At 65.7% G+C, this 26278-nt stretch carries 22 protein-coding genes and 3 tRNA genes; 3 read left to right on the top strand and 22 right to left on the bottom strand.

Going from position 1 to position 26278, the window contains the following annotated elements:
* Positions 1 to 61: 61 nt before the first annotated feature.
* The 3 genes from RXV79_RS09015 (at position 62) to RXV79_RS09005 (ending at position 3883) form a co-directional block, all read left to right on the top strand.
* Positions 62 to 1012: a Bug family tripartite tricarboxylate transporter substrate binding protein gene (locus RXV79_RS09015; protein ID WP_316703097.1), complete on the top strand. Its 951-nt coding sequence runs from the start codon at positions 62 to 64 to the stop codon at positions 1010 to 1012.
* A gap of 32 nt (positions 1013 to 1044) precedes the next feature.
* On the top strand, positions 1045 to 2271 hold the full coding sequence (locus RXV79_RS09010; protein ID WP_316703096.1) for an NAD(P)-binding domain-containing protein: 1227 nt from the start codon (positions 1045 to 1047) through the stop codon (positions 2269 to 2271).
* Between the two features lie 529 nt (positions 2272 to 2800).
* The gene (locus RXV79_RS09005; protein WP_316703095.1) at positions 2801 to 3883 is read left to right on the top strand and encodes a TRAP transporter substrate-binding protein; all 1083 of its coding nucleotides are present in this window, start codon (positions 2801 to 2803) and stop codon (positions 3881 to 3883) included.
* Positions 3884 to 4222: 339 nt separating this feature from the next.
* Here the strand turns inward: RXV79_RS09005 and RXV79_RS09000 are convergent.
* From RXV79_RS09000 to sdhA, 22 genes are all read right to left on the bottom strand, one after another.
* A tRNA-Asp gene (locus RXV79_RS09000) sits at positions 4223 to 4299 on the bottom strand.
* Positions 4300 to 4337: 38 nt separating this feature from the next.
* Positions 4338 to 4413 (bottom strand) — tRNA-Glu (locus tag RXV79_RS08995).
* Between the two features lie 54 nt (positions 4414 to 4467).
* Positions 4468 to 4543 (bottom strand) — tRNA-Ala (locus RXV79_RS08990).
* Between the two features lie 62 nt (positions 4544 to 4605).
* Positions 4606 to 5997: a glutamate--tRNA ligase gene (gltX, locus tag RXV79_RS08985; RefSeq protein WP_316703094.1), complete on the bottom strand. Its 1392-nt coding sequence runs from the start codon at positions 5995 to 5997 to the stop codon at positions 4606 to 4608.
* A 7-nt stretch (positions 5998 to 6004) separates the two neighbouring features.
* The gene (purF, locus tag RXV79_RS08980; RefSeq protein WP_316703093.1) at positions 6005 to 7528 is read right to left on the bottom strand and encodes an amidophosphoribosyltransferase; all 1524 of its coding nucleotides are present in this window, start codon (positions 7526 to 7528) and stop codon (positions 6005 to 6007) included.
* Between the two features lie 19 nt (positions 7529 to 7547).
* Positions 7548 to 8066 carry a CvpA family protein gene (locus tag RXV79_RS08975; protein WP_316703092.1) on the bottom strand — a complete coding sequence of 173 codons (519 nt, stop codon included), beginning with the start codon at positions 8064 to 8066 and terminating at the stop codon, positions 7548 to 7550.
* Between the two features lie 11 nt (positions 8067 to 8077).
* On the bottom strand, positions 8078 to 8842 hold the full coding sequence (locus tag RXV79_RS08970; RefSeq protein ID WP_316703091.1) for an SPOR domain-containing protein: 765 nt from the start codon (positions 8840 to 8842) through the stop codon (positions 8078 to 8080).
* A gap of 69 nt (positions 8843 to 8911) precedes the next feature.
* On the bottom strand, positions 8912 to 10213 hold the full coding sequence (folC, locus tag RXV79_RS08965) for a bifunctional tetrahydrofolate synthase/dihydrofolate synthase (protein ID WP_316703089.1): 1302 nt from the start codon (positions 10211 to 10213) through the stop codon (positions 8912 to 8914).
* A 69-nt stretch (positions 10214 to 10282) separates the two neighbouring features.
* A complete protein-coding gene (gene accD, locus RXV79_RS08960) occupies positions 10283 to 11155 on the bottom strand; it encodes an acetyl-CoA carboxylase, carboxyltransferase subunit beta (RefSeq protein WP_316703087.1) in 873 nt (290 codons plus the stop codon).
* On the bottom strand, positions 11152 to 11979 hold the full coding sequence (trpA, locus tag RXV79_RS08955) for a tryptophan synthase subunit alpha (RefSeq protein WP_316703085.1): 828 nt from the start codon (positions 11977 to 11979) through the stop codon (positions 11152 to 11154). Before trpA ends, accD begins: the two co-directional genes overlap by 4 nt.
* On the bottom strand, positions 11976 to 13220 hold the full coding sequence (gene trpB / locus RXV79_RS08950) for a tryptophan synthase subunit beta (RefSeq protein WP_316703083.1): 1245 nt from the start codon (positions 13218 to 13220) through the stop codon (positions 11976 to 11978). Before trpB ends, trpA begins: the two co-directional genes overlap by 4 nt.
* Before the next feature lie 14 nt (positions 13221 to 13234).
* The gene (locus RXV79_RS08945; RefSeq protein WP_316703081.1) at positions 13235 to 13882 is read right to left on the bottom strand and encodes a phosphoribosylanthranilate isomerase; all 648 of its coding nucleotides are present in this window, start codon (positions 13880 to 13882) and stop codon (positions 13235 to 13237) included.
* Positions 13883 to 13889: 7 nt separating this feature from the next.
* The gene (gene truA, locus RXV79_RS08940; RefSeq protein WP_316703080.1) at positions 13890 to 14678 is read right to left on the bottom strand and encodes a tRNA pseudouridine(38-40) synthase TruA; all 789 of its coding nucleotides are present in this window, start codon (positions 14676 to 14678) and stop codon (positions 13890 to 13892) included.
* A 46-nt stretch (positions 14679 to 14724) separates the two neighbouring features.
* Positions 14725 to 17361 (bottom strand): motility hub landmark protein FimV, encoded by a 2637-nt coding sequence (locus RXV79_RS08935; RefSeq protein ID WP_316703079.1) that lies wholly within the window; start codon positions 17359 to 17361, stop codon positions 14725 to 14727.
* A 306-nt stretch (positions 17362 to 17667) separates the two neighbouring features.
* Positions 17668 to 18801, bottom strand: coding sequence for an aspartate-semialdehyde dehydrogenase (gene asd / locus RXV79_RS08930; protein WP_316703078.1), 1134 nt, complete (start codon positions 18799 to 18801; stop codon positions 17668 to 17670).
* Positions 18802 to 18853: 52 nt separating this feature from the next.
* Positions 18854 to 19933, bottom strand: a complete 1080-nt coding sequence (gene leuB / locus RXV79_RS08925) for a 3-isopropylmalate dehydrogenase (protein ID WP_316703077.1) — start codon at positions 19931 to 19933, stop codon at positions 18854 to 18856.
* A 16-nt stretch (positions 19934 to 19949) separates the two neighbouring features.
* Positions 19950 to 20594: a 3-isopropylmalate dehydratase small subunit gene (gene leuD / locus RXV79_RS08920; protein ID WP_316703076.1), complete on the bottom strand. Its 645-nt coding sequence runs from the start codon at positions 20592 to 20594 to the stop codon at positions 19950 to 19952.
* 11 nt (positions 20595 to 20605) lie between these two features.
* The gene (leuC, locus tag RXV79_RS08915; protein ID WP_316703075.1) at positions 20606 to 22015 is read right to left on the bottom strand and encodes a 3-isopropylmalate dehydratase large subunit; all 1410 of its coding nucleotides are present in this window, start codon (positions 22013 to 22015) and stop codon (positions 20606 to 20608) included.
* Between the two features lie 109 nt (positions 22016 to 22124).
* On the bottom strand, positions 22125 to 23438 hold the full coding sequence (gene gltA, locus RXV79_RS08910; protein WP_316703074.1) for a citrate synthase: 1314 nt from the start codon (positions 23436 to 23438) through the stop codon (positions 22125 to 22127).
* Positions 23439 to 23475: 37 nt separating this feature from the next.
* Positions 23476 to 23760: an FAD assembly factor SdhE gene (locus RXV79_RS08905; RefSeq protein WP_316703073.1), complete on the bottom strand. Its 285-nt coding sequence runs from the start codon at positions 23758 to 23760 to the stop codon at positions 23476 to 23478.
* A 16-nt stretch (positions 23761 to 23776) separates the two neighbouring features.
* Positions 23777 to 24481, bottom strand: coding sequence for a succinate dehydrogenase iron-sulfur subunit (locus RXV79_RS08900; RefSeq protein WP_316703072.1), 705 nt, complete (start codon positions 24479 to 24481; stop codon positions 23777 to 23779).
* A 19-nt stretch (positions 24482 to 24500) separates the two neighbouring features.
* Positions 24501 to 26228 carry a succinate dehydrogenase flavoprotein subunit gene (gene sdhA / locus RXV79_RS08895; RefSeq protein ID WP_316704034.1) on the bottom strand — a complete coding sequence of 576 codons (1728 nt, stop codon included), beginning with the start codon at positions 26226 to 26228 and terminating at the stop codon, positions 24501 to 24503.
* Positions 26229 to 26278: the final 50 nt, after the last annotated feature.

Below are 26278 nucleotides of genomic sequence, written 5' to 3'. Positions count from 1 at the left end.
CCTCGTGACGGGTCGATCGCACAGGGAGAGCATGGCGACCACACATTCCATGGAGGCCAACATGAAACCCTTGCTTCTCGCGTGCACCTTGGTGAGCGGCTGCTGCCTCGGCATGGCGGCCCTGGCACAGACGCCCGTACGGATCGTCATGCCCTTCCCACCCGGGGCCGCCGCAGACAGCGTCGCTCGCATCATTGCCGCCCCGCTGTCCAAGGCCTTGGGCCAACCGGTGGTGGTCGACAACCGCACCGGCGCCGATGGCGCCATCGCTGCGGAACAAGCCGCCAGATCTCCCGCAGATGGCCAGACGCTCCTGTTCGCCGGCAACACGCAGATGCTTGGCGTTCCCACCCTGCGCAAGAGCCCGCCCTACGACCCGCTGAATGACTTCGTGGCGATCACCCCCGTCGTGCGCTTCGCCTTCTTCCTCGTGGTGCATCCCGACACGCCCGCACAGACGCTCGGCCAGCTCATCGAACATGCCCGGGCCCACCCCGGCAAGCTGAACTACGCGTCCGGCAACGTCAACGGGGTGCTGGCGGCCGCGCAGCTGGCGTCCGCGGCCAAGGTTCAGATGGTCCATGTGCCCTACAAGGGCGAACCGTTGGCCGTTCCCGATCTTGTCGATGGGCGTGTGCATTTGATGTTCGCAAGCGGTGCCGTCGTTGCGCCGCTGGTCAAGCAGGGCAAGCTCCGCGCTTTGGCCACGCTCCTGCCCACCCGCAGCGCACTGCTGCCCGATGTGCCGACAGCCGCGGAGGCCGGCATGCCGCAGTTGTCGGTGCTGATCTGGGGAGGCCTGTTCGGCCCGGCCAGGATGCCGGTGGAACGCGTCGAGCTGATCTCCCGCGAGGTGAACACCATCCTCAAGCGGCCCGACGTGAGGGAACAGCTTCAGCTGCAGGGCGTTGAACCGTCGGGATCCACGCCGGCAGAGTTCAGCACCTTCCTGAAAGGGCAGCTGGCCGACTGGGCCCAGGCGGCCCGCGAGGCCGGGCTCAAGCCCGAATAGGCCCTTCAACCACGTCATCCTGCGGGTGCTTCGTGGAACGTGTCGAGGCCGTGGTCATCGGTGCGGGTCAGGCCGGCTTGTGCATGAGTTACCACTTGAGCCGACTGGGAATCGAACACCTGGTCCTCGAACGCGCGCGGATCGCAGAGCGCTGGCGCAGCGAACGCTGGGACTCGCTGGTGTTCCAGTTCCCCAACTGGATGCTTCGGCTGCCTGGTTTCGCCTATGAGGGGCCTCGACCGGACGACTTCATGCCGAGAGACGGCATCGTGGAGTTCCTCGAAGAGTACGCCCGGCGGACGATGCCCCCGGTGCGCTGCGGCGTGCGCGTCACGGGCCTGTACCAGTCGCCTTCGGGCCACCTGCGGGTCGAAGCCGATTCGCTGAGCCTCGAAGCGCTCCATGTGGTGGTGGCGACGGGCCCGTATCAGCGACCCATCGTCCCGGCGCTTTCCCAGTCGCTGCCGGCGGCTACGTGGCAGATCACCGCCAACTGCTACACCAGGGCGCAGCAGTTGCCGCCGGGAGCGGTCCTGGTGGTGGGTTCGGGTGGATCCGGCTGGCAGATCGCCGAAGACCTCGTCAGGAACGGGCGACGGGTTTACCTCTCAGTCGGACGCCACCTCCGCGTCCCGCGCCGCTACCGAGGACAGGACTTCGGTTGGTGGCAGGAAGCGCTGGGCACGGCGGACCAGGTGGTGGGCAACGTTCCTCGCAGCATGCCGCCGCCCCTGCTGACAGGCATCGACGGCGGCCACGATGCCGACCTGCGCGACCTGCAACGCAGAGGGGCGACGCTGCTGGGCAGCCTCGGGGCGGTCGAGGGCACCCGCTTGCGCTTCGTCTCCGACCTGGAAGAGAACCTGGCCAAGGGCGACGCAGGCTTCGAACACTTCTGTCGGTCGGTCGACGCGCATGTTCAGCGTCATCACTTGGCAGCACCAAGAGCGCCGGCCGCACCGCAGGCGACCGGTCCAATGGAGCGGGCGGTGCAGCCCGGCGTGATCGACCTCGCAGCCACCGGGATCACCTCGATCATCTGGGCCGTCGGTTACCAGCCCGACTTCGGGTGGATCCACTGTGCGCCCTTCAACACGCACGGCCACCCCGTCCACAGCCGCGGCCTGAGCCCGACGCCTGGCCTGTACTTCCTCGGCCTGCCGCGCCTCCACAAGGTGAAATCCGCGTTTCTCTGGGGTGTCGGTGAGGACGCCGCATACCTTGCGAGCCACATCCTGGACCGTCGCCGAGGCGTCTAGTGGCGCGCCGCCTCTTCAATCGGTCCACAGCGCAAGCTTGGGAGCCATCGCGCCTACCGCCCACAAGTTGCCGCTCATATCAGTCGTTAGTCTTACGGGCCGCCTCATGATTGAAGTGCAACGCCGTCAGCGCTCGATGGCGCGTCCAGCAACGGCACCGGCTTCTGATCGGCTACCAGGAGTAGTCCATCCAGCGCGCGGGCTCATCAACCGCATGGCCGGAGGACGGAGCGAGCATCCATGCGGGTTTGCGGCGGATTCGTATTCCAAAAGCCTGCATCGATCGGTGCCGTCTAGCGCGGGCTACGCATTTCGTACTCCAACGAATCGAGCTACGTCACCGTTGTTGCCGCCCACCGCTGCCTGCAGTGGCAGAAGCTCTGACTCGACGGGAACTTTTCCCGTGTCGGGAGGTCTCCGCATCACCTCCGCCGTGAAGCCAGCCGCCTGACAGCTTGCGCTGTTGGCGGCATTACCATCTTCGGCTCACTTCCACGCTCTCCCGAGCATTCCCCAGGAGTCTTTCTACATGGATCGTCGTTCCGCCCTCCAGCGCGCTGGCATCGCCGGCGTGCTCGCCACGGGCATCGCCCCCGCCGTGCACGCGCAAGCAGCCTTGCGCTGGCGCCTCGCTTCGTCCTTCCCCAAATCGCTCGACACGATCTTCGGCAGTGCCGAGACCTTCTCGCGCACGGTGAAGGAACTGTCCGGCGGCAAGTTCGAAGTGTCGGTGCACGCCGCCGGCGAGCTGGTGCCCGCGTTCGGCGTGGTCGACAGCATCCAGAGCGGCACCATCGAAATGGCGCAGACCGCGCCCTACTACTTCACCGGCAAGAACTCCATCTTCGCCCTCGGCTGCGCCGTGCCTTTCGGCCTGAACGCGCGCCAGATGGACGCCTGGATGGAGCACGGCAACGGCCGCAAGCTGATGGATGCGTTCTACGCGCAGTACAACATCAAGAGCGCCAGCGCGGGCAACACCGGCACCCAGATGGGCGGCTGGTTCCGCAAGGAGATCAAGACCGTCGCCAACCTCAAGGGCCTGAAGATGCGCATGGGCGGCGGCCTGTTCGGCGAAGCCATGCAGAAGCTGGGCGTGGTCGCGCAGAACATGCCGGCCGGCGAGGTCTACCAGGCCCTGGAGAAAGGCGCGCTGGACGCCACCGAGTTCGTCGGACCCTACGACGACGAGAAGCTCGGTTTCAACAAGGTTGCCCCGTTCTACTACTACCCCGGCTGGTGGGAAGGCGGCGCCGAGCTCGAGTTCTTCATCAACACCAAGGCCTACGCCGCGCTGTCCGCCGAGAACAAGGCGATCGTCGATGCCGCCACCAAGGTCGCGGCACGCGACATGACCGCCAAGTACGACGCGCTGAACCCCGTCGCCCTGAAGCGCCTGGTGACCGCGAAGACCCAGCTGAAGGCCTTTTCGAAGGAACTCATGGATGCCGGCTTCAAGGCCTCCATGGAGGTGTTCGCCGCCCACGAAGCGAAGTCACCCGAGTTCAAGAAGATCCACCAAGACATGCGCGCCTTCCAGCGCGACCAGTTGCTGTGGGCCCGCTTTTCGGAGTTCCGCTTCGACAGCTACATGGCCGCGCTTAAGTTCTGAACTGCAGCACTGCCCGGCCCTGGGCCCCCGGGGTCGCGCCGATAGAGGCCGCCTTCGGGCGGCCTCTCTTGCGCTAGAGCGCTCCTATGCGCCGGCAGGACTCGTCGCCACAGACACTTCAGCGGTGCTTAAAGGCGCTAACTGACGCTTGTCGACACAGTCGTGCCAAGCGATCACTGAAAGCCCGAAACTTGGCCAATCTCGTCGAGAGAGGCCTGGAAGAATGAAGACTTTTGTGCCCCATGTCGCCCATGGGAATGCGATCGACACAGAGTTGCCAAGCGACGCAGGCAAAGAAAAACGGGTTAGCTCGTTTCCAAGCTAACCCGTTGATTTGTCTGGCGGAGTGGACGGGGCTCGAACCCGCGACCCCCGGCGTGACAGGCCGGTATTCTAACCAACTGAACTACCACTCCAGATGGCTTCTGCATCTCTGCACAAGCGCCATCAAACTTGGCGTCCCCTAGGGGATTCGAACCCCTGTAATCACCGTGAAAGGGTGGTGTCCTAGGCCTCTAGACGAAGGGGACTTAATCCTTCGCGATCCTCTTTCGAGAATCTCTTGAACTGTGCGCCACCGTTTTTGGTGGAGGTAAGCGGGATCGAACCGCTGACCTCTTGCATGCCATGCAAGCGCTCTCCCAGCTGAGCTATACCCCCGTTGTTTGAACTACTTCAACGAGTCACACTGTTCAAGCGAGACCGCGATTATAGACAGAATTTCAAGCGACCTGCAAACGCGAAAGAACGGTCTCTTTGGAGAACAGTTCCAGGACAGCGTCGAGCGAAGGCGTCTGAGCGCGCCCGCACACGAGCACGCGCACCGCATGCGCCAGCTGCGGCATCTTGAGGCTGTGGGCCGCCAGCGTTTCCTTGATCGCAGCCCCGATGGCGGGCTTGACCCACTCGGCGGCTTCGAGCTTGGCACGCAGCGTCGGGAGCGCTGGCTTCACCACGTCGGTGACATGGGCTGACAGGTCTTCCGAAGTGGGAGACACATCGGCGAAGTACATCGCCACCCAATCAGCGAGCTCGACGGTGGTGCTACAGCGGTCTTTGAAGAGTGGCACGGTTCGAGCGACGGACGCCACCGAGGAGTCGATGCCACGGCGCTTCAGTTGATCGACCACGAGCGATGCCAGGCGCTGCTCGTCGATGGTCTTGATGTAGTGCGCATTGACCCAAGCCAACTTGGCTGCATCCCATTGCGCGGGGCTCTTCGACAGGTGCGAGCCGTCGAACCAGGCAATGAACTGCTCGCGCGTGAAGAGCTCTTCGTCGCCGTGGCTCCAGCCGAGGCGCGCAAGGTAGTTGAGCATGCCTTCGGGCAGGAAGCCCGCTTCCTCGTAGGCGGTGACGCTGACCGCACCGCGGCGCTTCGAGAGCTTCTGCCCGTCGTCGCCGAGGATCACCGGCACGTGGCCAAACCGCGGCAGCGGCGCGCCCAGCGCATTGAAGATGTTGATTTGCCAGGGCGTGTTGTTGACGTGCTCGTCGCCGCGGAACACGTGGCTGATCTGCATGTCCCAGTCGTCGACCACCACGGCGAAGTTGTAGGTGGGCACACCGTCGGCGCGCATGATGATGAGGTCGTCGATCTCGTGGTTCGAGATGGTGATCGGACCTTTGCAGAGGTCGTCCCAGGTGACGGCGCCATCCTTGGGGTTGGCGAAGCGGATCACGGGCTGCACACCGGCCGGCGGTGTGGGCAGCACCTTGCCAGGCTCGGGGCGCCAGCGGCCGTCGTAGTGGGTCTTCTCGCCACGGGCCTTCTGAGCCTCGCGCATCGCATCAAGCTCGGCGGGCGTGGTGTAGCAGCGATAGGCGCGGCCCTTCGCGATCAGCTGGTCGACGACTTCGCGATAGCGGTCGAGCCGCTGCATCTGGTAGACCGGGCCCTCGTCGTATTCGAGGCCCAGCCACTTCATCGAAGCGAGGATCTGGTCGACCGAATCTTGCGTGGAGCGTGCGACATCGGTGTCTTCGATGCGCAAGACGAACTCCCCGCCGTGATGGCGTGCGTAGCCCCATGAATAGAGCGCGGTGCGGGCCGTGCCCAGGTGCAGGAAGCCGGTGGGCGACGGGGCGATGCGGGTGCGGATCTTTTGGGTCATGCGTCGTTCACGAGCGCTCGTTAGCGCTTTGCAGGGCCAGCCGCGTGCGGTCGTTGCCCTCTTCTTCTTCAGGTTGCGACGAGCGCTGTGCGGCCATCGCATCGAAATCGGCGCTGGACACATCACCCGTCACGTAGTGGCCATCGAAGCAGGAAGCCTCGAAGCCGCTGAGCTTGCCGTTGAGCGCACCCACGACCTTCTTCATCGCATCCACGTCCTGGTAGATCAGCGCATCGGCGCCAATGAACTCGCGAATCTCTTCGATGCTGCGGTTGTGGGCGATCAGCTCTTCCTTCGTCGGCATGTCTATGCCGTACACGTTGGGGAAGCGCACCGGCGGTGCGGCCGAGGCCATGTAGACCTTGCGGGCGCCGGCATCGCGCGCCATCTGCACAATCTCCTTCGAGGTGGTGCCGCGCACGATGGAGTCGTCGACCAGCAGCACGTTGCGGCCCTTGAACTCCATGCCGATGGTGTTGAGCTTCTGGCGCACCGACTTCTTGCGCATGCCCTGCCCCGGCATGATGAAGGTGCGGCCCACGTAGCGGTTCTTCACGAAACCTTCGCGGTAGGGCTTGCCGAGCTTCTGTGCCAATTGCATCGCCGAAGGACGGCTCGACTCCGGAATCGGGATCACCACATCGATCTCGTTAGGCCTGATGGTGGAAATCACACGCTGTGCCAGCGTCTCGCCCATGTTGAGGCGGGCCTGGTAGACCGAGATGCCATCCATCACCGAATCGGGCCGCGCGAGGTAGACGAACTCGAACATGCAGGGGTTGAGCGTGGGCGCATCGGCGCACTGCTTCGCATGCACCTGGCCTTCGAGGTCGATGAAGATCGCCTCGCCGGGGGCCACATCGCGCGTAACGGTATGCCCGGTGCCTTCGATGGCGACCGATTCGCTCGCGACCATCACTTCGCGGCCATCGGCCGTCACGCTCTCGCCGAAGACCAGCGGGCGGATGCCAAATGGGTCGCGGAAGGCCAGGAGGCCATGCCCGGCGATCAACGCCACCACCGCATACGAACCCTTGATGCGCTTGTGAACCGCACTCACGGCCTTGAAGATCTCATCAGGCGTGAGCGGCAGATTGCGTGCGGCGCGCTCCAGCTCATGGGCCAGCACGTTGATCAGCACCTCGGTGTCGCTGGTGGTGTTGATGTGGCGGCGGTCGATGGCGAAGAGCTCCTCCTTCAGCGCCAGGGCGTTGGTCAGGTTGCCGTTGTGCACGAGCACGATGCCGAAGGGCGCATTCACGTAGAAGGGCTGCGCTTCTTCTTCGCTGTAGGCGTTGCCCGCCGTCGGGTAGCGCACCTGGCCGAGGCCCACCGGGCCTGGCAACGCCCGCATGTTGCGGGTGCGGAACACGTCGCGCACCATGCCGCGCGCCTTGTGCATGAAGCACTTGGTGCCCTGCATCGTGACGATGCCGGCGGCGTCTTGCCCACGGTGCTGCAGCAGCAGCAGCGCGTCATAGATCAGCTGGTTGACCGGGCTCTTGGAGATGACACCGACGATGCCGCACATGATCAGAAATCCTTGGGAGTCAACGTGACCTGCCCGACGAGGCTGGCACGTGGTTCGGGAGATGGTTCGAAAGTTGGGACGGAAGCAGTGGACGCAAGCCGTCCACGGCCGAATGCAGCCACTGTGCACCTCGCGAGGCCCGCCAGGCAGGTGTTTTCGCCAGGGGCGTGACGGTGATCACGGTCGCCGCCGCCATGAGCAGCACCAGGCCGCGCAAGAGGCCGAAGGCGGCGCCCAGCCCACGGTCGGGAATGCTCAACGGCGACGCATGGATCAGGAAGCGCAGCAAGCGCGAGGCAATGGCCCACAGCAGCAGCGCCGCGATGAACAGGAGCACGAAGCCCACCGCATGATTGGTGGCCGCGCCCGGCTTGCCGATGGGAATGTGCACCGCCACGTCGACCGCGAACCAGCGCGCCACCAGATAGGCCACGAGCCAGCCCACGAGCGACAGCACCTCGAACACGAAGCCCCGCACCAACCCCACGATCACCGAGATCGCCAGGATGCCCAGCATGGCGAGATCCACCCATTGCATGGCCTGTGGTGTCAGAGGGTGTAGACCGCCGAGCCAAGTCCGGCCGACTTGATCCTGGCGGACGCTTTCTCCGCTTCGTCGCGCGTGGCGAACGGCCCGACACGCACGCGGATGCGCTTGCCGCTGGAGGTCTCGACCACTTGCGTGTAAGTCTTGAGGCCGAGCTTTTCGACCTTCTGGCGGGCTTCACGCGCGGCCGTGACTTCGGAGAAGGCGCCGACCTGCACGATGAAACGGCCATCGGCCGCAGTGGCGGGCTTGGGGGCCGCCGCCTTGCCCTCGAGCAGCGCCTGTGCGCGGGCGCTTTCCGCGGGCTTGGCTTCCGGCTTGGGTGCTGGTTTGGGCTCCGGAGCCGGCTTCGGCTCCACCGGCTTGGGCTCGGGCTTCGGTTCAGGCTGGGGCGCAGGAACTGGCGGCGGCACTGCGGAGGCCGCAGCCACCTCACGGCCCGCTTCTGCCGGCGTCTCGGTGATGACGGCAGGCGGCGGCAACGCAGTTGTCGCCCGAGGGGCCGGCGTGGTGCGTGTCGGTGCTGCGGCGGATGTGCCGCCGTTGCGAGCGATCTCGATCGGCGTGTCGCCCGGCAAGGGCCGCGGCTGCGTCTCGAAGAGCAACGGGAACCCGATCACCCCCGCGGCCACGAGGACCACCGCCCCGACGAGCCGTTGGCGCGCCCGTGTGCGGGCTTGTTGCACCGAATCGGTCGACTCGGGCACACCCACCGGCCTCGCGGTGGGTTCACCAGACTTGCGCTTCAGAAATGACAGCAGACCCATGCAGTGCTGGTTCGAAGTGGCTCGATGGAGGTCGAGCTTCGGAGGCCACGAGGGCCTGACGGATGCAGATCAGCTGAGGTGCTTGGCAGACAACCGAGGCAGGCCATCTTTGAGCACGCCGCCCACGGTGTAGAACGAGCCGAAGGCCACGATTCTATCAGTGGGGTCTGCTGCGGCGACGGCCGCACGCAACGCCTCCGACGGGTTCGCATGCATGGACGTCGTGACCGGGCCCGGGCCCTTGAGCGCCAGCGCACGGTACAGGTCAGCGAGCTGCTGCGCAGGGGCTGCGCGCGGAATCGGCAGGTCGCAGAAGTACCAGCGGTCGACCAACGGCGCCATGCGCGTGAGGATGGCCGCCATGTCCTTGTCGGCCATCACACCGAACACCGCGTGGGTGCGCGGGAAGAAGCCCATCTGGTCGAGATTCTCGAAAAGTGCGCCCACCGCATGCGGGTTGTGGGCCACGTCGAGCACCAGCGTGGGCTGGCCCGGCACGATCTGGAAGCGGCCCGGCAACTCGAGCGTGGCCAAGCCACTGCGAATGGCCTGCGCGTTGATCGGCAAACGATCGCGCAAGGCTTCGAATGCGGCGATGGCACCCGATGCGTTCAGCAACTGGTTGGCACCGCGGAGCGATGGATACGCGAGCCCCGCGTAACGACGCCCACGGCCGGCCCAACCCCATTGCTGCTTGTCGCCAGCGAAGTTGAAGTCGACACCGATCTGCCACAGGTCGGCACCGATGCTCTTCGCGTACTCGCCCACGCTGGCCGGTGGCACCGGGTCGCTGAAGATCGCCGGCTTGCCCGGCCGCATGATCGCGGCCTTCTCGCGGCCGATCGCCTCGCGGTCGGGGCCGAGGTATTCCATGTGGTCGAGTGCGATGCTCGTGATGACGGCGCAATCAGTGTCGATCACGTTCACCGTGTCGAGCCGGCCACCCAGGCCGACCTCGAGGATCACCAGGTCGAGCTCGGCCATCGAAAGCAGCCGGAAGATGGCGAGGCTCGTGAACTCGAAATAGGTCAGCGGCATGTCACCGCGGGCCTTTTCCACCGCTTCGAAATGCGGCAGCAGATCGTCTGCCGACACCATCGACCCGTTCACGCGGCAGCGTTCCTCGAAGTGCACGAAGTGCGGCTTGATGTAGAGACCGACCTTGTAGCCCGCGTGCAGGCCGATCGACTCGATCATCGTGCAGGTGGAGCCTTTGCCGTTCGTCCCCGCAACGGTGATGACCGGCACCTTGAACTCGAGCGCGAGGCGGCGCTTCATCTCCTCGCTGCGCGCGAGGCCCATGTCGATGTTCTTGGGGTGCAGTCGCTCGCAGTGGTCGAGCCATTCGGCCAGCGTGGTGGGCAGGGTCATGGGATGAAGGAAGGTTTGGAATGCACAAGGGCGGCCGAGGCCGCCCTTGTCGTTGTGACGCTTGGACGCTCAGGCCACCGCGTCGGCGCTTTGCCGCTGCAGCATCGCAATCGACTTGGCGATCACGCCACGCAACTCGCGTCGGTCGACGATGGCGTCGATGGCGCCGGTCTGCATCAGGAACTCGGCACGCTGGAAGCCCTCCGGCAGCTTCTCGCGCACGGTGTCGGCAATCACACGCGGGCCGGCAAAGCCGATCAGCGCCTTCGGTTCGGCGATCACCATGTCACCCATGAACGCGAAGCTGGCCGACACGCCACCCATCGTCGGGTCACACAGCACGCTGATGTACGGCAGCTTGCTCTTCGCGAGGTGCGTGAGGGCGGCGTTGGTCTTCGCCATCTGCATCAGGCTCAACAAGCCTTCCTGCATGCGCGCACCGCCGGTGGCGGTGAAGCTGATGAAGGGCACCTTCTGCTCGACGGCCATCTCGACGCCACGCACGAAGCGCTCGCCGACCACCGAGCCCATCGAGCCGCCCATGAAGTCGAACTCGAAGCAGGCTGCCACCACGGGAATGGTGTGCAGCGCGCCGCCCATCACCACGAGCGCATCGGTCTCGCCGGTGGTTTCCATCGCCTGCTTGAGGCGCTCGGGGTAACGCTTGCTATCCTTGAACTTGAGCGCGTCGACCGGCACCACTTCCTGGCCGATCTCGTAGCGGCCTTCACCGTCGAGGAAGGCGTTGAGGCGCGCACGGGCACCGATGCGGTGGTGGTGGGCGCACTTGGGGCAGACGTTGAGGTTTTGCTCGAGGTCGTTCTTGTAGAGCACCGTCTCACACGAGGGGCACTTGATCCACAAACCTTCGGGGACGGTGCGCCGCTCGGCCGGGTCGGTCTGCTGGATCTTCGGAGGCAGCAGTTTTTCAAGCCAACTCATGCGGGAACTCCTTTCAGGGAATCGAGGGCCGCGCGGATTTCGGCGATGAACGCCGCGCCGGCAGAAGCGACATTGTCGCGCGTTTGAGTTTCAAGCAGGCTCACGATGCGGGCGCCGATCACGACGGCATCCGAAACGGCTCCGACCACCTTGGCCGTCTCGGCGTCTCGTATACCGAAACCCACGCCGACGGGCACTTTCACATGCTCACGGATGCGGGGCAGGTTGTCGGCAACGGAGCGCGTGTCGATCGCGCCGGAACCGGTCACGCCCTTCAGCGACACGTAGTAGACGAAGCCGGTGGCGATGCGGGCGACGTCCTTGATGCGCGCTTCGGTGGAGGTGGGCGCGAGCAGGAAGATCGGGTCGAGCTCGGCGGCCCGCATCTGCGCGGCGAAGGCTTCGCATTCCTCGGGCGGGTAGTCGACCACCAGCACGCCGTCGACGCCTGCCGCCTTGACGTCACGCACGAAGGCGCCCTCGCCCAGGCGCTGGTTGTAGCGTTCGATCGGGTTGGCGTAGCCCATCAGCACGATGGGCGTGGTGTCGTTGCTGCGGCGGAACTGGCGCACGAACTCGAGCACCTGTGGCAGGCCGATGCCCTTGGCCAAGGCACGCTCACCCGCCGCCTGGATCACCGGACCGTCGGCCATCGGGTCGGAGAACGGCACGCCGAATTCGATGACGTCGGCGCCCGCCTTGGCCATCGCGAGCAACACCTCGACGGTGGCATCGGGGTACGGGTCGCCTGCCATCACGTAGGGGATCAGCGCCTTGCGGCCTTGCGCCTTCAGCGCGGCGAACACGCTCTGGATGCGGCTCATTTGGCCCCCTTCACCGTGCGACCGGCCTGCGAGGGGCGGTCGAAGTATTCGGCGCCGGAGAGGTCGGCCACCGTGCCGATGTCCTTGTCGCCACGCCCAGAGAGGTTCACGAGAAGGTGCTGGTCCGGCTGCATCGTCGGCGCCATCTTGATGGCCTGCGCCACGGCGTGCGACGACTCAAGCGCCGGGATGATGCCTTCGGTGCGGCACAGGCGGTGGAAGGCCTGGAGCGCTTCCTCATCGGTGATACCGACGTACTCGGCACGGCCGATGTCCTTCAGGTACGCATGCTCGGGGCCGACGCCGGGGTAGTCGAGGCCGGCCGAGATGGAGTGCGTCTCGGTGATCTGGCCGTTGTCATCTTGCAGGAGGTAGGTGCGGTTGCCGTGGAGGACGCCGGGCGAGCCCTTCGACAGGCTGGCCGAGTGCTTGCCCGAGTCGAGCCCCTGCCCTGCGGCTTCGACGCCGATCAGCCGCGTTTCCTCGTGCGGGATGTAGGGGTAGAAGATGCCCATCGCATTGGAGCCGCCGCCGACGGCTGCGATCACCGCGTCGGGCTGGCGGCCTGCCATCTCGGGCATCTGCACCAGGCATTCGTCGCCGATCACACGCTGGAAGTCGCGGACCATCGCCGGATACGGGTGCGGGCCGGCCACGGTGCCGATGATGTAGAACGTGTTTTCGATGTTGGTGACCCAGTCGCGCATCGCTTCGTTGAGCGCATCTTTCAAGGTCTTGGAGCCGCTTTCGACCGGCACCACGCGGGCGCCGAGCAGGTGCATGCGGTACACGTTGGGCGACTGGCGCTTCACGTCCTCGCTGCCCATGTAGACCACGCATTCCATGCCGTAGCGTGCGCAGATGGTGGCCGTGGCCACGCCGTGCTGGCCGGCGCCTGTCTCGGCGATCACACGCGGCTTGCCCATGCGCCGGGCGAGCAAGGCCTGCCCAATGGTGTTGTTGACCTTGTGCGCACCGGTGTGGTTCAGGTCTTCGCGCTTGAGGTAGATCTGCGCGCCACCGAGTTCGCGGCTCAGGCGGGCCGCGTGGTAGACCGGGCTCGGGCGGCCGACGAAGTGCTTGAGCTCGTATTCGAACTCGGCGATGAATGCCGGGTCCTTGCGCGCCGCTTCATAGGCGGCGTTGAGTTCGTCGAGCGCGTGGATCAGGGTTTCGGCGACGAAGGTGCCGCCATAGGGTCCGAAATGCCCGCGGGCATCGGGCTGGTCGTACTTCAACATGATGTGTCTCGCTTTCAGGTGGCTGAGTCTGCGATGCGCGCATCCGCATCGCGGACGGCCTCGCAAAACCGGCGTATCGCCGCGGCATCCTTGATGCCTTTGGCAGCCTCGACGCCGGAACTGACGTCAACGGCCGAGGGCCGTACCTGAAGAATCCCTTGGGCCACATTTCCGGCATGCAACCCACCAGACAAAACGACTGGACGGGGCACGTTTGGTGGAATTTGAGACCAATCGAAAACCTTTCCGCTGCCGCCATAGCCTTCGACATGGGCGTCGAGCAACAGGCCTTGGGCGTGGGGATACTGGGCTGCGAAGTCTAACAAATCGAAGCCTGGCGCCATGCGCGCCGCCCGCAGGAAAGGCCTGCCGGCTTCGCGGCATTGGCCCGGGGTTTCGTCGCCGTGGAACTGCAGCATGAGGTTGGGGATGGCCTCTACCGCCCGCTCGATCTCGTCTGGCGCCGCATTGACGAGCAAGACCACCGGCGTGACGAAGGGCGGCAAACGGGCGGCGAGAGCCGCTGCGCGGTCGGTGCTCACATGGCGCGGGCTCTTGGCATACAGCACGAAGCCGACGGCGTCGGCGCCCGCTGCGACGGCAGCGTCGAGGTCGGCTTCGCGGGTCAGGCCGCAGATCTTGATTCGGGTGCGAGTGCTCATGCGTGGCTCAAGCGTGAGGAAGCCAGTCGATCGCCGGCGTGTGGGCCGGGAGGTCGAGAGTGGCATCGTAGTACGGCCCGACGAAGTACAAGCCCGCGGCGGCAAAGGTGGGCGCCGCAGCGTCGCGCGAGCGCGCCGCAAGCACGTCGCTCATCCAGTCTGCCGGGCGCTGGCCCGAACCGACGGCGATCAGGCAGCCCATGATGTTGCGCACCATGTGGTGAAGAAAGGCTGAACCGTCGAAGTCGAAGCGCCAATAGGCACCGCGCCGGGTGATGTCGATCGATCGAAGCTCCTTGACCGGCGACGCCGCCTGGCATTCGGCCGATCGGAAGCTGCTGAAGTCGTGTTCACCGATCAGCACCTGCGCCGCTTCTCGCATGGACTCCGCTTGCAGCGGCCGGAACACCCACCCAGCGGCGCCCTGCTCAATGGCAGGCCGCACCGGCGATTCGAGCAGCACGTAGGCATAACGCCGGCCCCGCGCGCTGTTGCGGGCGTGGAAATCGTCGCCGACCGCGCGACACCACTGCACCGCGATGTCGGGAGGCAGGTAGCGGTTGGTCCCGCGGACCCAGGAGAACTGCTCGCGATCGACCGGAGCGTCCAGGTGCACGACCTGGTTGAGCCCGTGCACGCCCGCATCGGTGCGGCCCGCGCACAAAGTGCGAATCGACACGGCCGCGAACTGCGACAGCGCCGATTCGAGGTGGTCTTGCACCGTGTTCCCGCCCGGCTGGCTTTGCCACCCGGCATAGGCCTGGCCCCGGTACGCAACGCCCAGAGCCAGCCTCATGTCACGTCAGCGTGCCACTGCAAAGCGGCACGCCCTCTCGAACGGATCAACCCAGTTCGTTGAGCATGGCCTGGGCACGGTTCTTCACCGCGCCGCTGGACTTGGCCACCACTTCCTGCAGCAGATCGCGCGCACCTTCCATGTCGCCGATCTGGCGGAACTCCTCCGCCAGTTCGAGCTTCCGTGCGATCGGGTCGGCGCCGTCGTCAGCGGGTTCGCCAAGGTCGATGGTGGCGAAATCGTCACCAGCGGGTTGTGCGGCCTTGGGCTGGGCAATCGTGCTCTCGTCGCCGAGGTCGAGCGAGATGCTGCCGAGGTCGAAGTCCATCGACTGCGAAGCCGGGGCAGGAGGCGGCGCGGGCACCGGGGGCAGGTTGAAGCTCATGGCGTCGAAGGCCGGCGCCGCGGCCGGGGCCGGCGGCGGCACGGGCACGGGCTGCGTGCGCTCATCGAGACGCGCGGCCGGCGCGGGAGCGGCCTCGGCAGCCCCTCCCAGGTCGAGATCGAGGTCGAGCCCGCCACCACCCGTGGTGTCGAAACCGCTGCCCGAATTTCCGCTGGCGCCGAACTCCGAGGGCGACGGCAGCACCGACTGCGGCATCGTGCTCGCACCCAGCAGCTCGGCAGACGGACGACCTTCACCTTCCACCGCGGCGGGCTTGCCACCCGGCTGGTAGAGCGGATTCTCGGGGTCGATCTGCAGGCCGATTTCCTGGGCCTTGCTCCAATCCTCGCCCTGGCCGCCAGTCAAACCGTAGAGCTGCGTGGCCAGGAGCTCGAAGCCCTTGGTGTCACGGCGCTTGGCGTAGACCTCCAGCAACTTGGTGCGGATGGCCAGGCGCTCGGGGCTCGCGCGCATCGCCTCCTTGAGGATTTCCTCGGCCTGCAGGTCGCGGCCATAGGCGAGGTAGACGTCGGCCTCGGCGACCGGGTCTACGTCACCGATGGCGTCGAGTTGGCTCAGCGAGTAGCTCATCGACGACGAGGCGCCACCCGCATCGCGTGTGTCGATGCGCTGGCCACCGCTGGCGCCGAAGAACGAGTCAGGCTGCAGGCGGCTTTCGAGGAACGAGGTCTCGCCGCTGTCCTTCTTCGCGCGCTTGGTGAAGCGGTAGATGCCGAAGCCAGCCAGCAGCGCGATGAGCGCAGCACCTGCGGCCAGCACCAGTGGGTTGTCTTCGAGCAGCGATGCGAACAGCCCCTGCGGCTCAGCAGCCGGGGCGGCCACGGGCGGGCGAGGTGTGGGGCGCGACGCAGCCACCATCGGCGCGCTGGCCGCAGCCACACTCGCAGCAGATGCCGCGGCCACCACGGCTGGAGCCGACGCTGTTACCTCGGGTGCGGAGGCCGGCGCTGCGACGACCGCGGGAGCAGGAGCCGGAGCGGGTGGCGGCGGTGCAACCGGGGGCGGCGGCGGTGGAGGCGGCGGGGGGGGAGGTGGAGGCGGCGGCGGGGGCGGCGCAACCGGCTTGGCCGGCGCCACGGGCGGAGTCGGCAGAGCCACCGGAGGCTTCACCGCAGGCGCTTGAGCCGTCACAGCAGGCGCCGGTGCAGGTGCCTTGCCACCGGCTGCTGCCGAAGCGCTCGACAGCTTCCTCAGTTCCTCGACGTTCTTCGAGAGTTCGGCCACGCGCGCGCTGGCGTCCTTCTTCTCGCGCTCTTTAGACAGGCGATCTTCAGGGCCCGATGCCTTGCCGGCCGTGCCCTTGCTGAGCGTGAGCTTGTCAGGCGTGGGCGCCGCAGAAGCCTTGCGGTCTTCGACCGACGACTGCACCTTGCCACCCGCCTGACGCGACGGCGCGTCGGCGGGTGCGGCGGGCGCCGCCGAGGCGAGACGCTGACGGTAGGTTCCGAAGTCGGCGCTCTGCGCCTGGATCATCTGGCGAGCTTCGGCCGGGGTGATGGCCTTTGCGCTGTCGGCAGACGGCACGCTCAGCACCACGCCCGACTTCAGCCGGTTCATGTTGCTGTTGACGAACGCGTCGGGGTTGGCCTGGTACAACGAGGCCAGCATCTGGTCGAGCGAGACACCCGGTCGTTGCGTGCGACCCGCAATGCGCGAGAGGGTGTCGCCCGGCTTTACCTTGTACTCGTCGACACCAAGCGCTTCGCCGGACGGCACTGCTGCGGCGGGGGCGCGGGCGACGGCAGGTTTGCGAGGTTCAGCGGGCTCGGCCGACGGTGCCGGCGCCGTGGCGCGCGGCGTCGGCGATGTGCGGCGCACTGGCTCGGACGAGGGAGCAGTGGCAGGCGCCGCAGGAGCCGGCGTGATGACCGGGGCCGTCGTGGGCGCGGCCGGGGGCACCGGGGCTGCCGCCACGCGTGTGGACGGCGGGTCCAGCAGCAAGGTGTACTCGCGCACCAAGCGGCCGGTGGACCAGGTGATCTCGAGGATCACATCCACGAAGGGCTCCTGCACCGCGCGGTCGCTCGACAGCGTGAGCACCGAGCGCCCGTCGGGCCGGCGCTGCAGCACGACCTGCGTGCCAGGAAGCACGGCGTTGTAGTCGACGCCTGCGGCGCGGTACGACTCGGGCGGCGCCACGCGAACGTTGAAGTTCGACGCCTCCTCGGGCGTGAGGCTCGTCACCTCGATCTCGGCCTTCAGGGTTTCGCCCAACGCCGACTGCACGTTCAGGCGCCCCAAGCCGAGCGCTTGCGCGTTCGAGGCAATGAGGCACATCGCGGCGAAGGCCGCTCCGGTCAGAGCGAATCGCCCTGTGTACAGCGAGTTTCTTTTCAAGGCGTCTCCCAGTAGGAAGGGGGTGGAACCGAGCGAGCCCCACTGCTTTCGGAGTTGTTGTTGACGCGAGCCACGGGCTTTTAGGGCGCTTTCAACCGATAAAGGTAGAAATCACAATAACATCAACGAGATACAAAGACAAGCTCATGCTTTGCCTGACATTCGCCGGCAAAGCCGATCAAAGGGTTCAGGAGCAGGTCCTTGTGGCGGTTCCGCAACGCGGGACAAGGGCCTGCGTCCATCTGGTCACGCGTCGAGCAGGATGCGCAGCATGCGGCGCAGCGGCTCGGCAGCGCCCCACAAGAGCTGGTCGCCGATGGTGAAGGCGCCGAGGTACTCCGGCCCCATCGCGAGCTTGCGCACGCGGCCGACCGGAATGGTCATCGTGCCAGTCACCGCCACCGGCGTGAGATCACGCAACGTGTCTTCGCGGGTGTTGGGCACATATTTCACCCAGGCGTTGTCGTTGGCGATCATCTGCTCGATGTCGGCGAGCGGCACATCCTTCTTCAGCTTGAAGGTCAGGGCCTGGCTGTGGCAGCGCATCGCGCCCACACGCACACAGAAGCCATCGACCGGCACCGCGGGCGTGCCGAAGCCTTCGCCCATGCCCATGATCTTGTTGGTCTCGGCCATGCCCTTCCACTCTTCCTTGGACATGCCGTTGCCCAGGTCCTTGTCGATCCAGGGAATCAGGCTGCCGCCGAGCGGCACGCCGAAGTTGGCCGTCTCGGCTTCGGTCAGGCTGCGCTGCTTGGCGATGACCTTGCGGTCGATCTCGAGGATGGCGCTCTTCGGGTCGTCGAGCAGAGCCTTCACTTCGGCGTTGAGCGTGCCGTACTGCGTGAGCAACTCGCGCATGTGCTGCGCACCGCCGCCCGATGCGGCCTGGTAGGTCTGCGTGCTCATCCACTCGACGAGGCCGGCCTTGTACAGCGCGCCCACGCCCATCAGCATGCAACTCACGGTGCAGTTGCCGCCGATCCAGTTCTTGCCGCCCTTGGCGAGTGAGTTCTTGATCACCGGCATGTTGACCGGGTCGAGGATGATGACCGCGTCATCCTTCATGCGCAGCGTGGAGGCGGCGTCGATCCAGTGGCCGTTCCAGCCGGCGGCGCGCAGCTTCGGGTAGACCTCAGTGGTGTAGTCACCGCCCTGGGCGGTGATGATGATGTCGCAGCGCTTGAGCGCGTCGATGTTGAAGCCGTCTTGGAGCGTGGTCTCGTTCTTCGCTTGCGCAGGCGCCTTGCCGCCGACGTTGCTGGTGCTGAAGAACACCGGCTCGATCAGCGCGAAGTCGTTCTCCGCCTGCATGCGGTCCATCAGGACCGAACCCACCATGCCTCGCCAGCCCACCAGGCCGACCAATCTCGTAGCCATCTTGATTCCTATCGTCTGTGAAAGTGTTTGATCTGAAAACGCGGGACAGGGATCAGCCCTGCGCTTTCAGATGGGCGACCACAGCGTCGCCCATCTCCTTGGTGCCGACCTTGGTGGTGCCGGCGCTGTAAATATCGGCGGTGCGCAGGCCTTTCGCCAGCACCGCCTTGACGGCAGCCTCGATGCGCTGCGCTGCGCCTTCCTGGTTCAGGCTGAAGCGCAGCATCATCGCGGCCGAAAGAATCGTGGCGAGCGGGTTCGCGATCCCCTTGCCCGCGATGTCGGGTGCCGAGCCATGGCTGGGCTCGTACAGGCCCTGGTTCTTCGCATTGAGCGAGGCCGAGGGCAGCATGCCGATCGAGCCCGTGAGCATCGCCGCTTCATCGCTCAGGATGTCGCCGAACATGTTGCCGGTGACGATCACGTCGAGGCGCTTCGGCTGCTTCACGAGCTGCATCGCGGCGTTGTCGACGTACATGTGCTCCAGCTCCACGTCGGGGTACTGGGCATGCACCTCGGTCACCACGTCACGCCAGAACTGGAAGGTTTCCAGCACGTTGGCCTTGTCGACGCTCAGCACCTTCTTGTTGCGCTTGCGTGCGGCCTGGAAGGCGACGTGTGCGATGCGCTCGATCTCCGGGCGCGAGTAGCGCATGGTGTCGAAGGCTTCGTCGGCGCCCTTGAACGCGCCATCGGGCGACGAGCGGCGGCCGCGCGGCTGGCCGAAGTAGATGTCGCCGGTGAGCTCACGGATGATGAGAATGTCCAGGCCCGCCACGATTTCGGGCTTGAGCGAGGACGCATGCGTCAGCTCTTCGTAGCAGATCGCGGGGCGGAAGTTGGCGAAGAGCTCGAGGTTCTTGCGCAGTCCGAGGATGGCCTGCTCGGGTCTCAGCGGCCGGTCGAGCTTGTCGTACTTCCAGTCGCCTACGGCGCCGAACAGCACCGCGTCGGCCTCCTTGGCCAGCTTCAGCGTGTGCTCCGGCAACGGGTGGCCGTGTGCCTCGTAGGCCGCACCGCCGACCTTGGCCTCTTCCATCTCGAACTTGAGGTCGAGGCAGGCAAGCGCCTTCAGGGCCTCGGCCACGATTTCGGTGCCGATGCCGTCGCCGGGCAGGATCGCGATCTTCATGTTGTCGTCGTCAGGGTCAGATGGTCTTGGCGAGCCAAGGCTTGGTCAGCAGGCGCTCGGCCTCGAACGCCTTGATCTTGTCGGCATGGCGCAGCGTGAGGCCGATGTCATCGAAGCCGTTGATGAGGCAGTACTTGCGAAACGAGGCGATCTCGAACGGAATCTCAGCGCCATCGGGCTTGGCCACGACCTGGCGCTCCAGGTCGATCGTGAGCTGGTAGCCGACGAAGGCGTTCACCTCGTCGAAGAGCTGGTTGATCGCCGACTCGGGCAGCACGATCGGCAAGAGGCCGTTCTTGAAGCTGTTGTTGAAGAAGATGTCGGCGTAGCTCGGCGCGAGGATGGCGCGGAAGCCGTACTGGTCGAGCGCCCACGGCGCATGCTCACGCGACGAGCCGCAGCCGAAGTTCTGACGCGTCAGCAGGATCGAGGCCCCCTGGTAACGCGGCTGATTCAGCACGAAGTCGGGGTTCGGCTTGCGGGTGCTTGGGTCCTGACCCGGCTCCCCATGGTCCAGATAGCGCCATTCGTCGAAGAGGTTCGGACCGAAGCCCGACTTCTTGATCGACTTCAGGAACTGCTTCGGAATGATCGCGTCGGTGTCGACGTTCTCGCGGTCGAGCGGAGCGACGAGACCCTTGTGGAGCTTGAAGGCTTGCATGGTCTCGGTCCTTAAGCGATGCGACGCACGTCGACGAAGTGGCCTTCGATCGCGGCCGCGGCGGCCATCGCCGGGCTCACGAGGTGGGTGCGGCCACCCGCGCCCTGGCGCCCTTCGAAGTTTCGGTTGGAGGTGGACGCGCAGCGCTCGCCCGGCTCCAGCCGGTCGGCGTTCATGGCCAAGCACATCGAGCAGCCCGGCTCGCGCCATTCGAAGCCGGCGGCGGTGAAGACCTTGTCCAGCCCTTCCTTTTCGGCCTGTTCCTTCACGAGGCCCGAACCCGGCACCACGAGCGCAAGCTTCACGTTCGACGCGATGCGCTTGCCCAGGCGCTTCACCACGGCCGCCGCTTCGCGCATGTCTTCGATGCGCGAGTTGGTGCACGAGCCGATGAAGACCTTGTCGATGCGGATGTCGGCGATCGGCTTGTTGGGCTCGAGCGCCATGTAGGTCAGCGCACGTTCTATCGCGCCGCGCTTGTTCGCGTCCTTCTCGCGGTCGGGATCGGGCACGCGGTCTTCGATCGACAGCACCATCTCCGGCGAGGTGCCCCAGGTGACCTGCGGGCGGATCTCGCTGGCGTCCAGCTCGACCACACGGTCGAACTTCGCATCGGCATCGGAATGCAGCGTGCGCCAGTAGGCAATCGCCTGCTCCAGCACCACGCCGGTGGGTGAGAACGGGCGGCCCTGCACGTAGTTGATGGTCGTGTCGTCGACGGCGATTAGGCCGGCGCGCGCACCCGCCTCGATGGCCATGTTGCACACCGTCATGCGGCCTTCCATGCTGAGCGCACGGATGGCGGAGCCTGCGAACTCAATCGTGTAACCCGTGCCGCCGGCCGTGCCGATCTTGCCGATGATGGCCAGCACGATGTCCTTGGCGCCGCAACCCTTGGGCAGCGTGCCTTCCACCTTGATGAGCAGGTTCTTCGCCTTGCGCGCAAGAAGCGTCTGCGTGGCCAGCACGTGCTCGACTTCGCTGGTGCCGATGCCGTGCGCCAGCGCGCCGAAGGCACCGTGCGTGGAGGTGTGGGAATCACCGCAGACGACCGTCATGCCCGGCAGCGTGGCGCCCTGCTCCGGGCCGATCACGTGGACGATGCCCTGGCGCTTGTCGTTCATCTTGAACTGCGTGATGCCGACACGGTCGCAGTTTTTGTCGAGCGTCTCGACCTGCAGGCGCGAGATCGGGTCGGCGATGCCGTGCGAGCGGTCGGTGGTCGGCACGTTGTGGTCGCTGACCGCCAGGTTGGCCGAGATGCGCCAGACCTTGCGGTTGGCCAGGTCCAGGCCCTCGAACGCCTGCGGGCTCGTCACTTCATGCACGAGATGGCGGTCGATGTAGAGGACGGCGGTGCCGTCTTCCTCGGTGTGGACGACGTGCTCGTCCCAGATCTTGTCGTACAGCGTGCGTCCCATGGCTACCTAGTTGGCGTTCGGGCGAAAAGAGTGAGATTTTAGGCGTTCAGATGCAAAAACCCCGGCGCTAAGGCCGGGGTCTGCGTGCAAAGCGAGCGCTTTTCCGGCGTTAGGCGCGCTGTGCAATGGGTTTGACGTCGCGCGAAGTGGCACCGGCGAATAGCTGACGCGGACGGCCGATCTTGTACTCGGGGTCCGAAATCATCTCGTTCAGCTGGGCGATCCAGCCGACCGTGCGGGCCAGCGCAAAGATCGCGGTGAAGAGGCTCACCGGAATGCCGATCGCGCGCTGCACGATGCCGGAGTAGAAGTCGACGTTCGGGTAGAGCTTGCGGGCGACGAAGTATTCGTCTTCCAGCGCGATCTTCTCGAGCGCCATGGCCAGCTTGAACAGCGGGTCGTTCTGCAGGCCCAGGGCCCCCAGCACTTCGTGGCAGGTCTCGCGCATCAGCTTGGCGCGCGGGTCGTAGTTCTTGTAGACCCGGTGGCCGAAGCCCATCAGCTTGATGCCGGAGTTCTTGTCCTTCACCTGCTTGATGAACTCGCCGATCTTCTCGACGCCGCCCATCTTCTGCACGTCTTCCAGCATGTTGAGCGCCGCTTCGTTGGCGCCGCCGTGGGCGGGGCCCCACAGGCAGGCCACGCCGGCCGCGATGGCGGCGAACGGGTTGGTGCCAGACGAGCCGCACAGACGCACGGTCGAGGTCGAGGCGTTCTGCTCGTGGTCGGCGTGCAGGATGAAGATGCGGTCCATCGCGCGCACGAGCACGTCGTTCGGCTCGTACTCTTCGCACGGGGTAGCGAACATCATGCGCATGAAGTTGCCGGCGTACGAGAGGTCGTTGCGCGGGTAGATGTAAGGCTGGCCGATACCGTACTTGTAGGCCATGGCTACGAGCGTCGGCATCTTGGCGATCAGGCGGATCGCCGCGATCTCGCGGTGCTGCGGGTTATTGATGTCGGTGCTGTCGTGATAGAAGGCCGACAGCGCGCCCACCAAGCCCGTCATGACGGCCATCGGGTGGGCGTCACGGCGGAAGCCGCGCAGGAAGAACTGCATCTGCTCGTTGACCATCGTGTGACGGGTCACCGTCTTCACGAAGTCGTCCTTCTGCGTGGCGTTGGGCAGTTCGCCCTTCAGCAGCAGATAGCAGGTCTCGAGGTAGTCGCAGTTGGTGGCCAGTTGCTCGATGGGGTAGCCGCGGTACAGCAGCTCGCCCTTGTCACCGTCGATGTAAGTGATGTTCGACTGGCAGGAGGCCGTCGACAGGAAGCCCGGGTCGTAGGTGAACTTGCCGGTCTGGGCGTAGAGCTTGCGGATGTCGATCACATCCGGCCCGACGGTGCCCTTGTAGACGGGCAGGTCCATGGCGGGGCTGCCGTCCGAGAACGACAGGGTGGCTTTCACGTCGGAGGGGGTCATGGGCGTTCCTTCTTGAGAGTCTTGGAAATCACACGGCTCAGTGGTTGCCAATGCCTTGCGTTGGGGCACGCATCAGCCTGAGCACTTCGAATACTTCATCTCGCTGCAACTCGCCTTCGGGCTCCTTGCGGGCCAGCAGCAGGTCCAGCAGGTCGTTGTCCGATAGGTCCATCAGCGCGAGCAAGCCCTGGGCCTGCCCTTCGGTGATGGCCGCCCCTTGGCGCTTGAAGAAGCGCTCGACGAAGAGGTCGTTCTCCAGCAAGCCGCGGCGGCAGCGCCAGCGCAGCTTGGAGAGGGCCCGTTCGTCGATCAGGGTCTGCATGTCGGATCAGTGTGGATCAAACGGCGCGGCGAACCATCAATTCCTTGATCTTGCCGATCGCCTTGGTCGGGTTCAGGCCCTTGGGGCAGACGTCGACGCAGTTCATGATGGTGTGGCAGCGGAACAGGCGGTACGGGTCTTCAAGGTTGTCGAGACGCTCGCCTGTGGCCTGGTCGCGGCTGTCGGCGATGAAGCGGTAGGCCTGCAGCAGGCCGGCCGGGCCCACGAACTTGTCGGGGTTCCACCAGAAACTCGGGCAACTGGTGGAGCAGCTCGCGCACAGGATGCACTCATAGAGGCCGTTGAGCTCTTCGCGCTCTTCCGGCGACTGCAGGCGCTCCTTCTCGGGCGGCATGGTGTCGTTCACCAGGTACGGCTTGATCGAGTTGTACTGGGTGAAGAACTGCGTCATGTCGACGATCAGGTCACGGATGACCGGCAGGCCGGGCAGCGGCTTAAGGATCACGACATCCGGCAGCGTGCGCATGTTGGTCAGGCAGGCCAGGCCGTTCTTGCCATTGATGTTCATCGCGTCGGACCCGCACACGCCTTCGCGGCACGAGCGGCGGAAGCTCAACGACGGGTCGACTGCCTTCAGCTTCATCAGCGCGTCGAGCAGCATGCGCTCGGAGCCGTCGAGTTCGACCTCGATCGTCTGCATGCGCGGCTTTGCGTCGGTGTCGGGGTCGTAGCGGTAGATCTGGAAAGTTCTCTTCGTCATGTCTGTTCCTGCGGCGGGCTCAGAACGAGCGGACCTTGGGCGGGATCGATTCGGCGGTGAGCGGCTTCAGGTTCACCGGCTTGTAGTCGAGGCGGTTGCCATCCGAATACCAGAGGGTGTGCTTCATCCACACCTTGTCGTTGCGGCCGTTCGGGAATTCGGTGGAGTCACCGTAGTCGTTCACGGTGTGGGCGCCGCGGCTCTCCTTGCGGGCAGCGGCCGAGACCATGGTGGCCAGCGCCGCCTCGATCAGGTTCTCGACTTCCAGCGCCTCGATGCGGGCGGTGTTGAACACCTTGGACTTGTCGGCCAGGTGGATGCCCTTCACACGCTCGGCGATGGCCTTGATCTTCACGACACCCTCGTCCATCGACGACTGGGTGCGGAACACCCCGGCATGCTGCTGCATGGCCGCGCGGATGTCGTTGGCGACGTCCTGGGCGTATTCGCCGGAGGTGCTGCTTTCGAACTTGGACAGGCGCGAGCGCGTGTAGTCGGCCGCATCGGCCGGCAGCGGCTTGTGCGACTTGGCCTTGAGGCCGCTCTCGACGATGTGGTTGCCGGCCGCGCGGCCGAACACCAGCAGGTCGAGGAGCGAGTTGGTGCCGAGCCGGTTGGCGCCGTGCACGCTCACGCAGGAGCATTCGCCCACCGCGTACAGGCCGTTGACCACCGCGTTGGGGTTGCCATCCTTCGGCACCACGACCTGGCCGTGAATGTTGGTCGGGATGCCGCCCATCTGGTAGTGGATGGTCGGCACCACCGGGATCGGTTCCTTGGTGATGTCGACGTTGGCGAAGTTGTGGCCGATCTCGAAGACCGACGGCAGGCGCTTCATGATGGTCTCGGCGCCCAGATGGGTCATGTCGAGCACCACGTAGTCCTTGTTGGGACCACAGCCGCGGCCTTCCTTGATCTCCTGGTCCATGCAGCGCGAGACGAAGTCGCGCGGTGCCAGGTCCTTCAGCGTCGGGGCATAACGCTCCATGAAGCGCTCGCCGTTGCTGTTGCGCAGGATCGCGCCTTCCCCGCGGCAACCTTCGGTCAGCAGCACGCCCGCGCCGGCCACGCCGGTCGGGTGGAACTGCCAGAACTCCATGTCTTCCAGCGGGATGCCGGCGCGCGCCGCCATGCCCAGGCCGTCGCCGGTGTTGATGAAGGCATTGGTGCTGGCCGCGAAGATGCGCCCTGCTCCGCCCGTGGCGAGCAGCACGGTCTTGGCTTCCAGGATGTGCAGGTCGCCGGTTTCCATCTCGAGCGCGGTGACGCCCACCACGTCGCCCTCGGCGTCGCGGATCAGGTCGAGCGCCATCCACTCCACGAAGAAGTGGGTGCGGGCCTTGACGTTCTGCTGGTAAAGCGTGTGCAGCATCGCGTGGCCGGTGCGATCGGCCGCGGCGCAGGCGCGCTGCACGGGCTTCTCTCCGTAGTTGGCGGTGTGGCCGCCGAACGGGCGCTGGTAGATGGTGCCGTCGGGGTTGCGGTCGAACGGCATGCCAAAGTGCTCGAGCTCGTAGACGACCTTCGGCGCTTCACGGCACATGAACTCGATGGCGTCCTGGTCGCCGAGCCAGTCGGAGCCCTTCACCGTGTCGAAGAAGTGGTAGTGCCAGTTGTCTTCGCTCATGTTGCCGAGCGAGGCGCCGATGCCGCCTTGCGCGGCGACGGTGTGCGAGCGGGTCGGGAAGACCTTGGACAGCACGGCCACGTTCAGGCCGGCCTGGGCCAGCTGCAGCGACGCGCGCATGCCGGAGCCACCGGCCCCGACGATCACGACGTCGAACTTTCTCTTTGCAA

Source organism: Piscinibacter gummiphilus, from assembly GCF_032681285.1.
Lineage (GTDB): Bacteria > Pseudomonadota > Gammaproteobacteria > Burkholderiales > Burkholderiaceae_C > Rhizobacter > Rhizobacter gummiphilus_A.
This window is presented reverse-complemented; position numbering and strand designations above follow the sequence as displayed.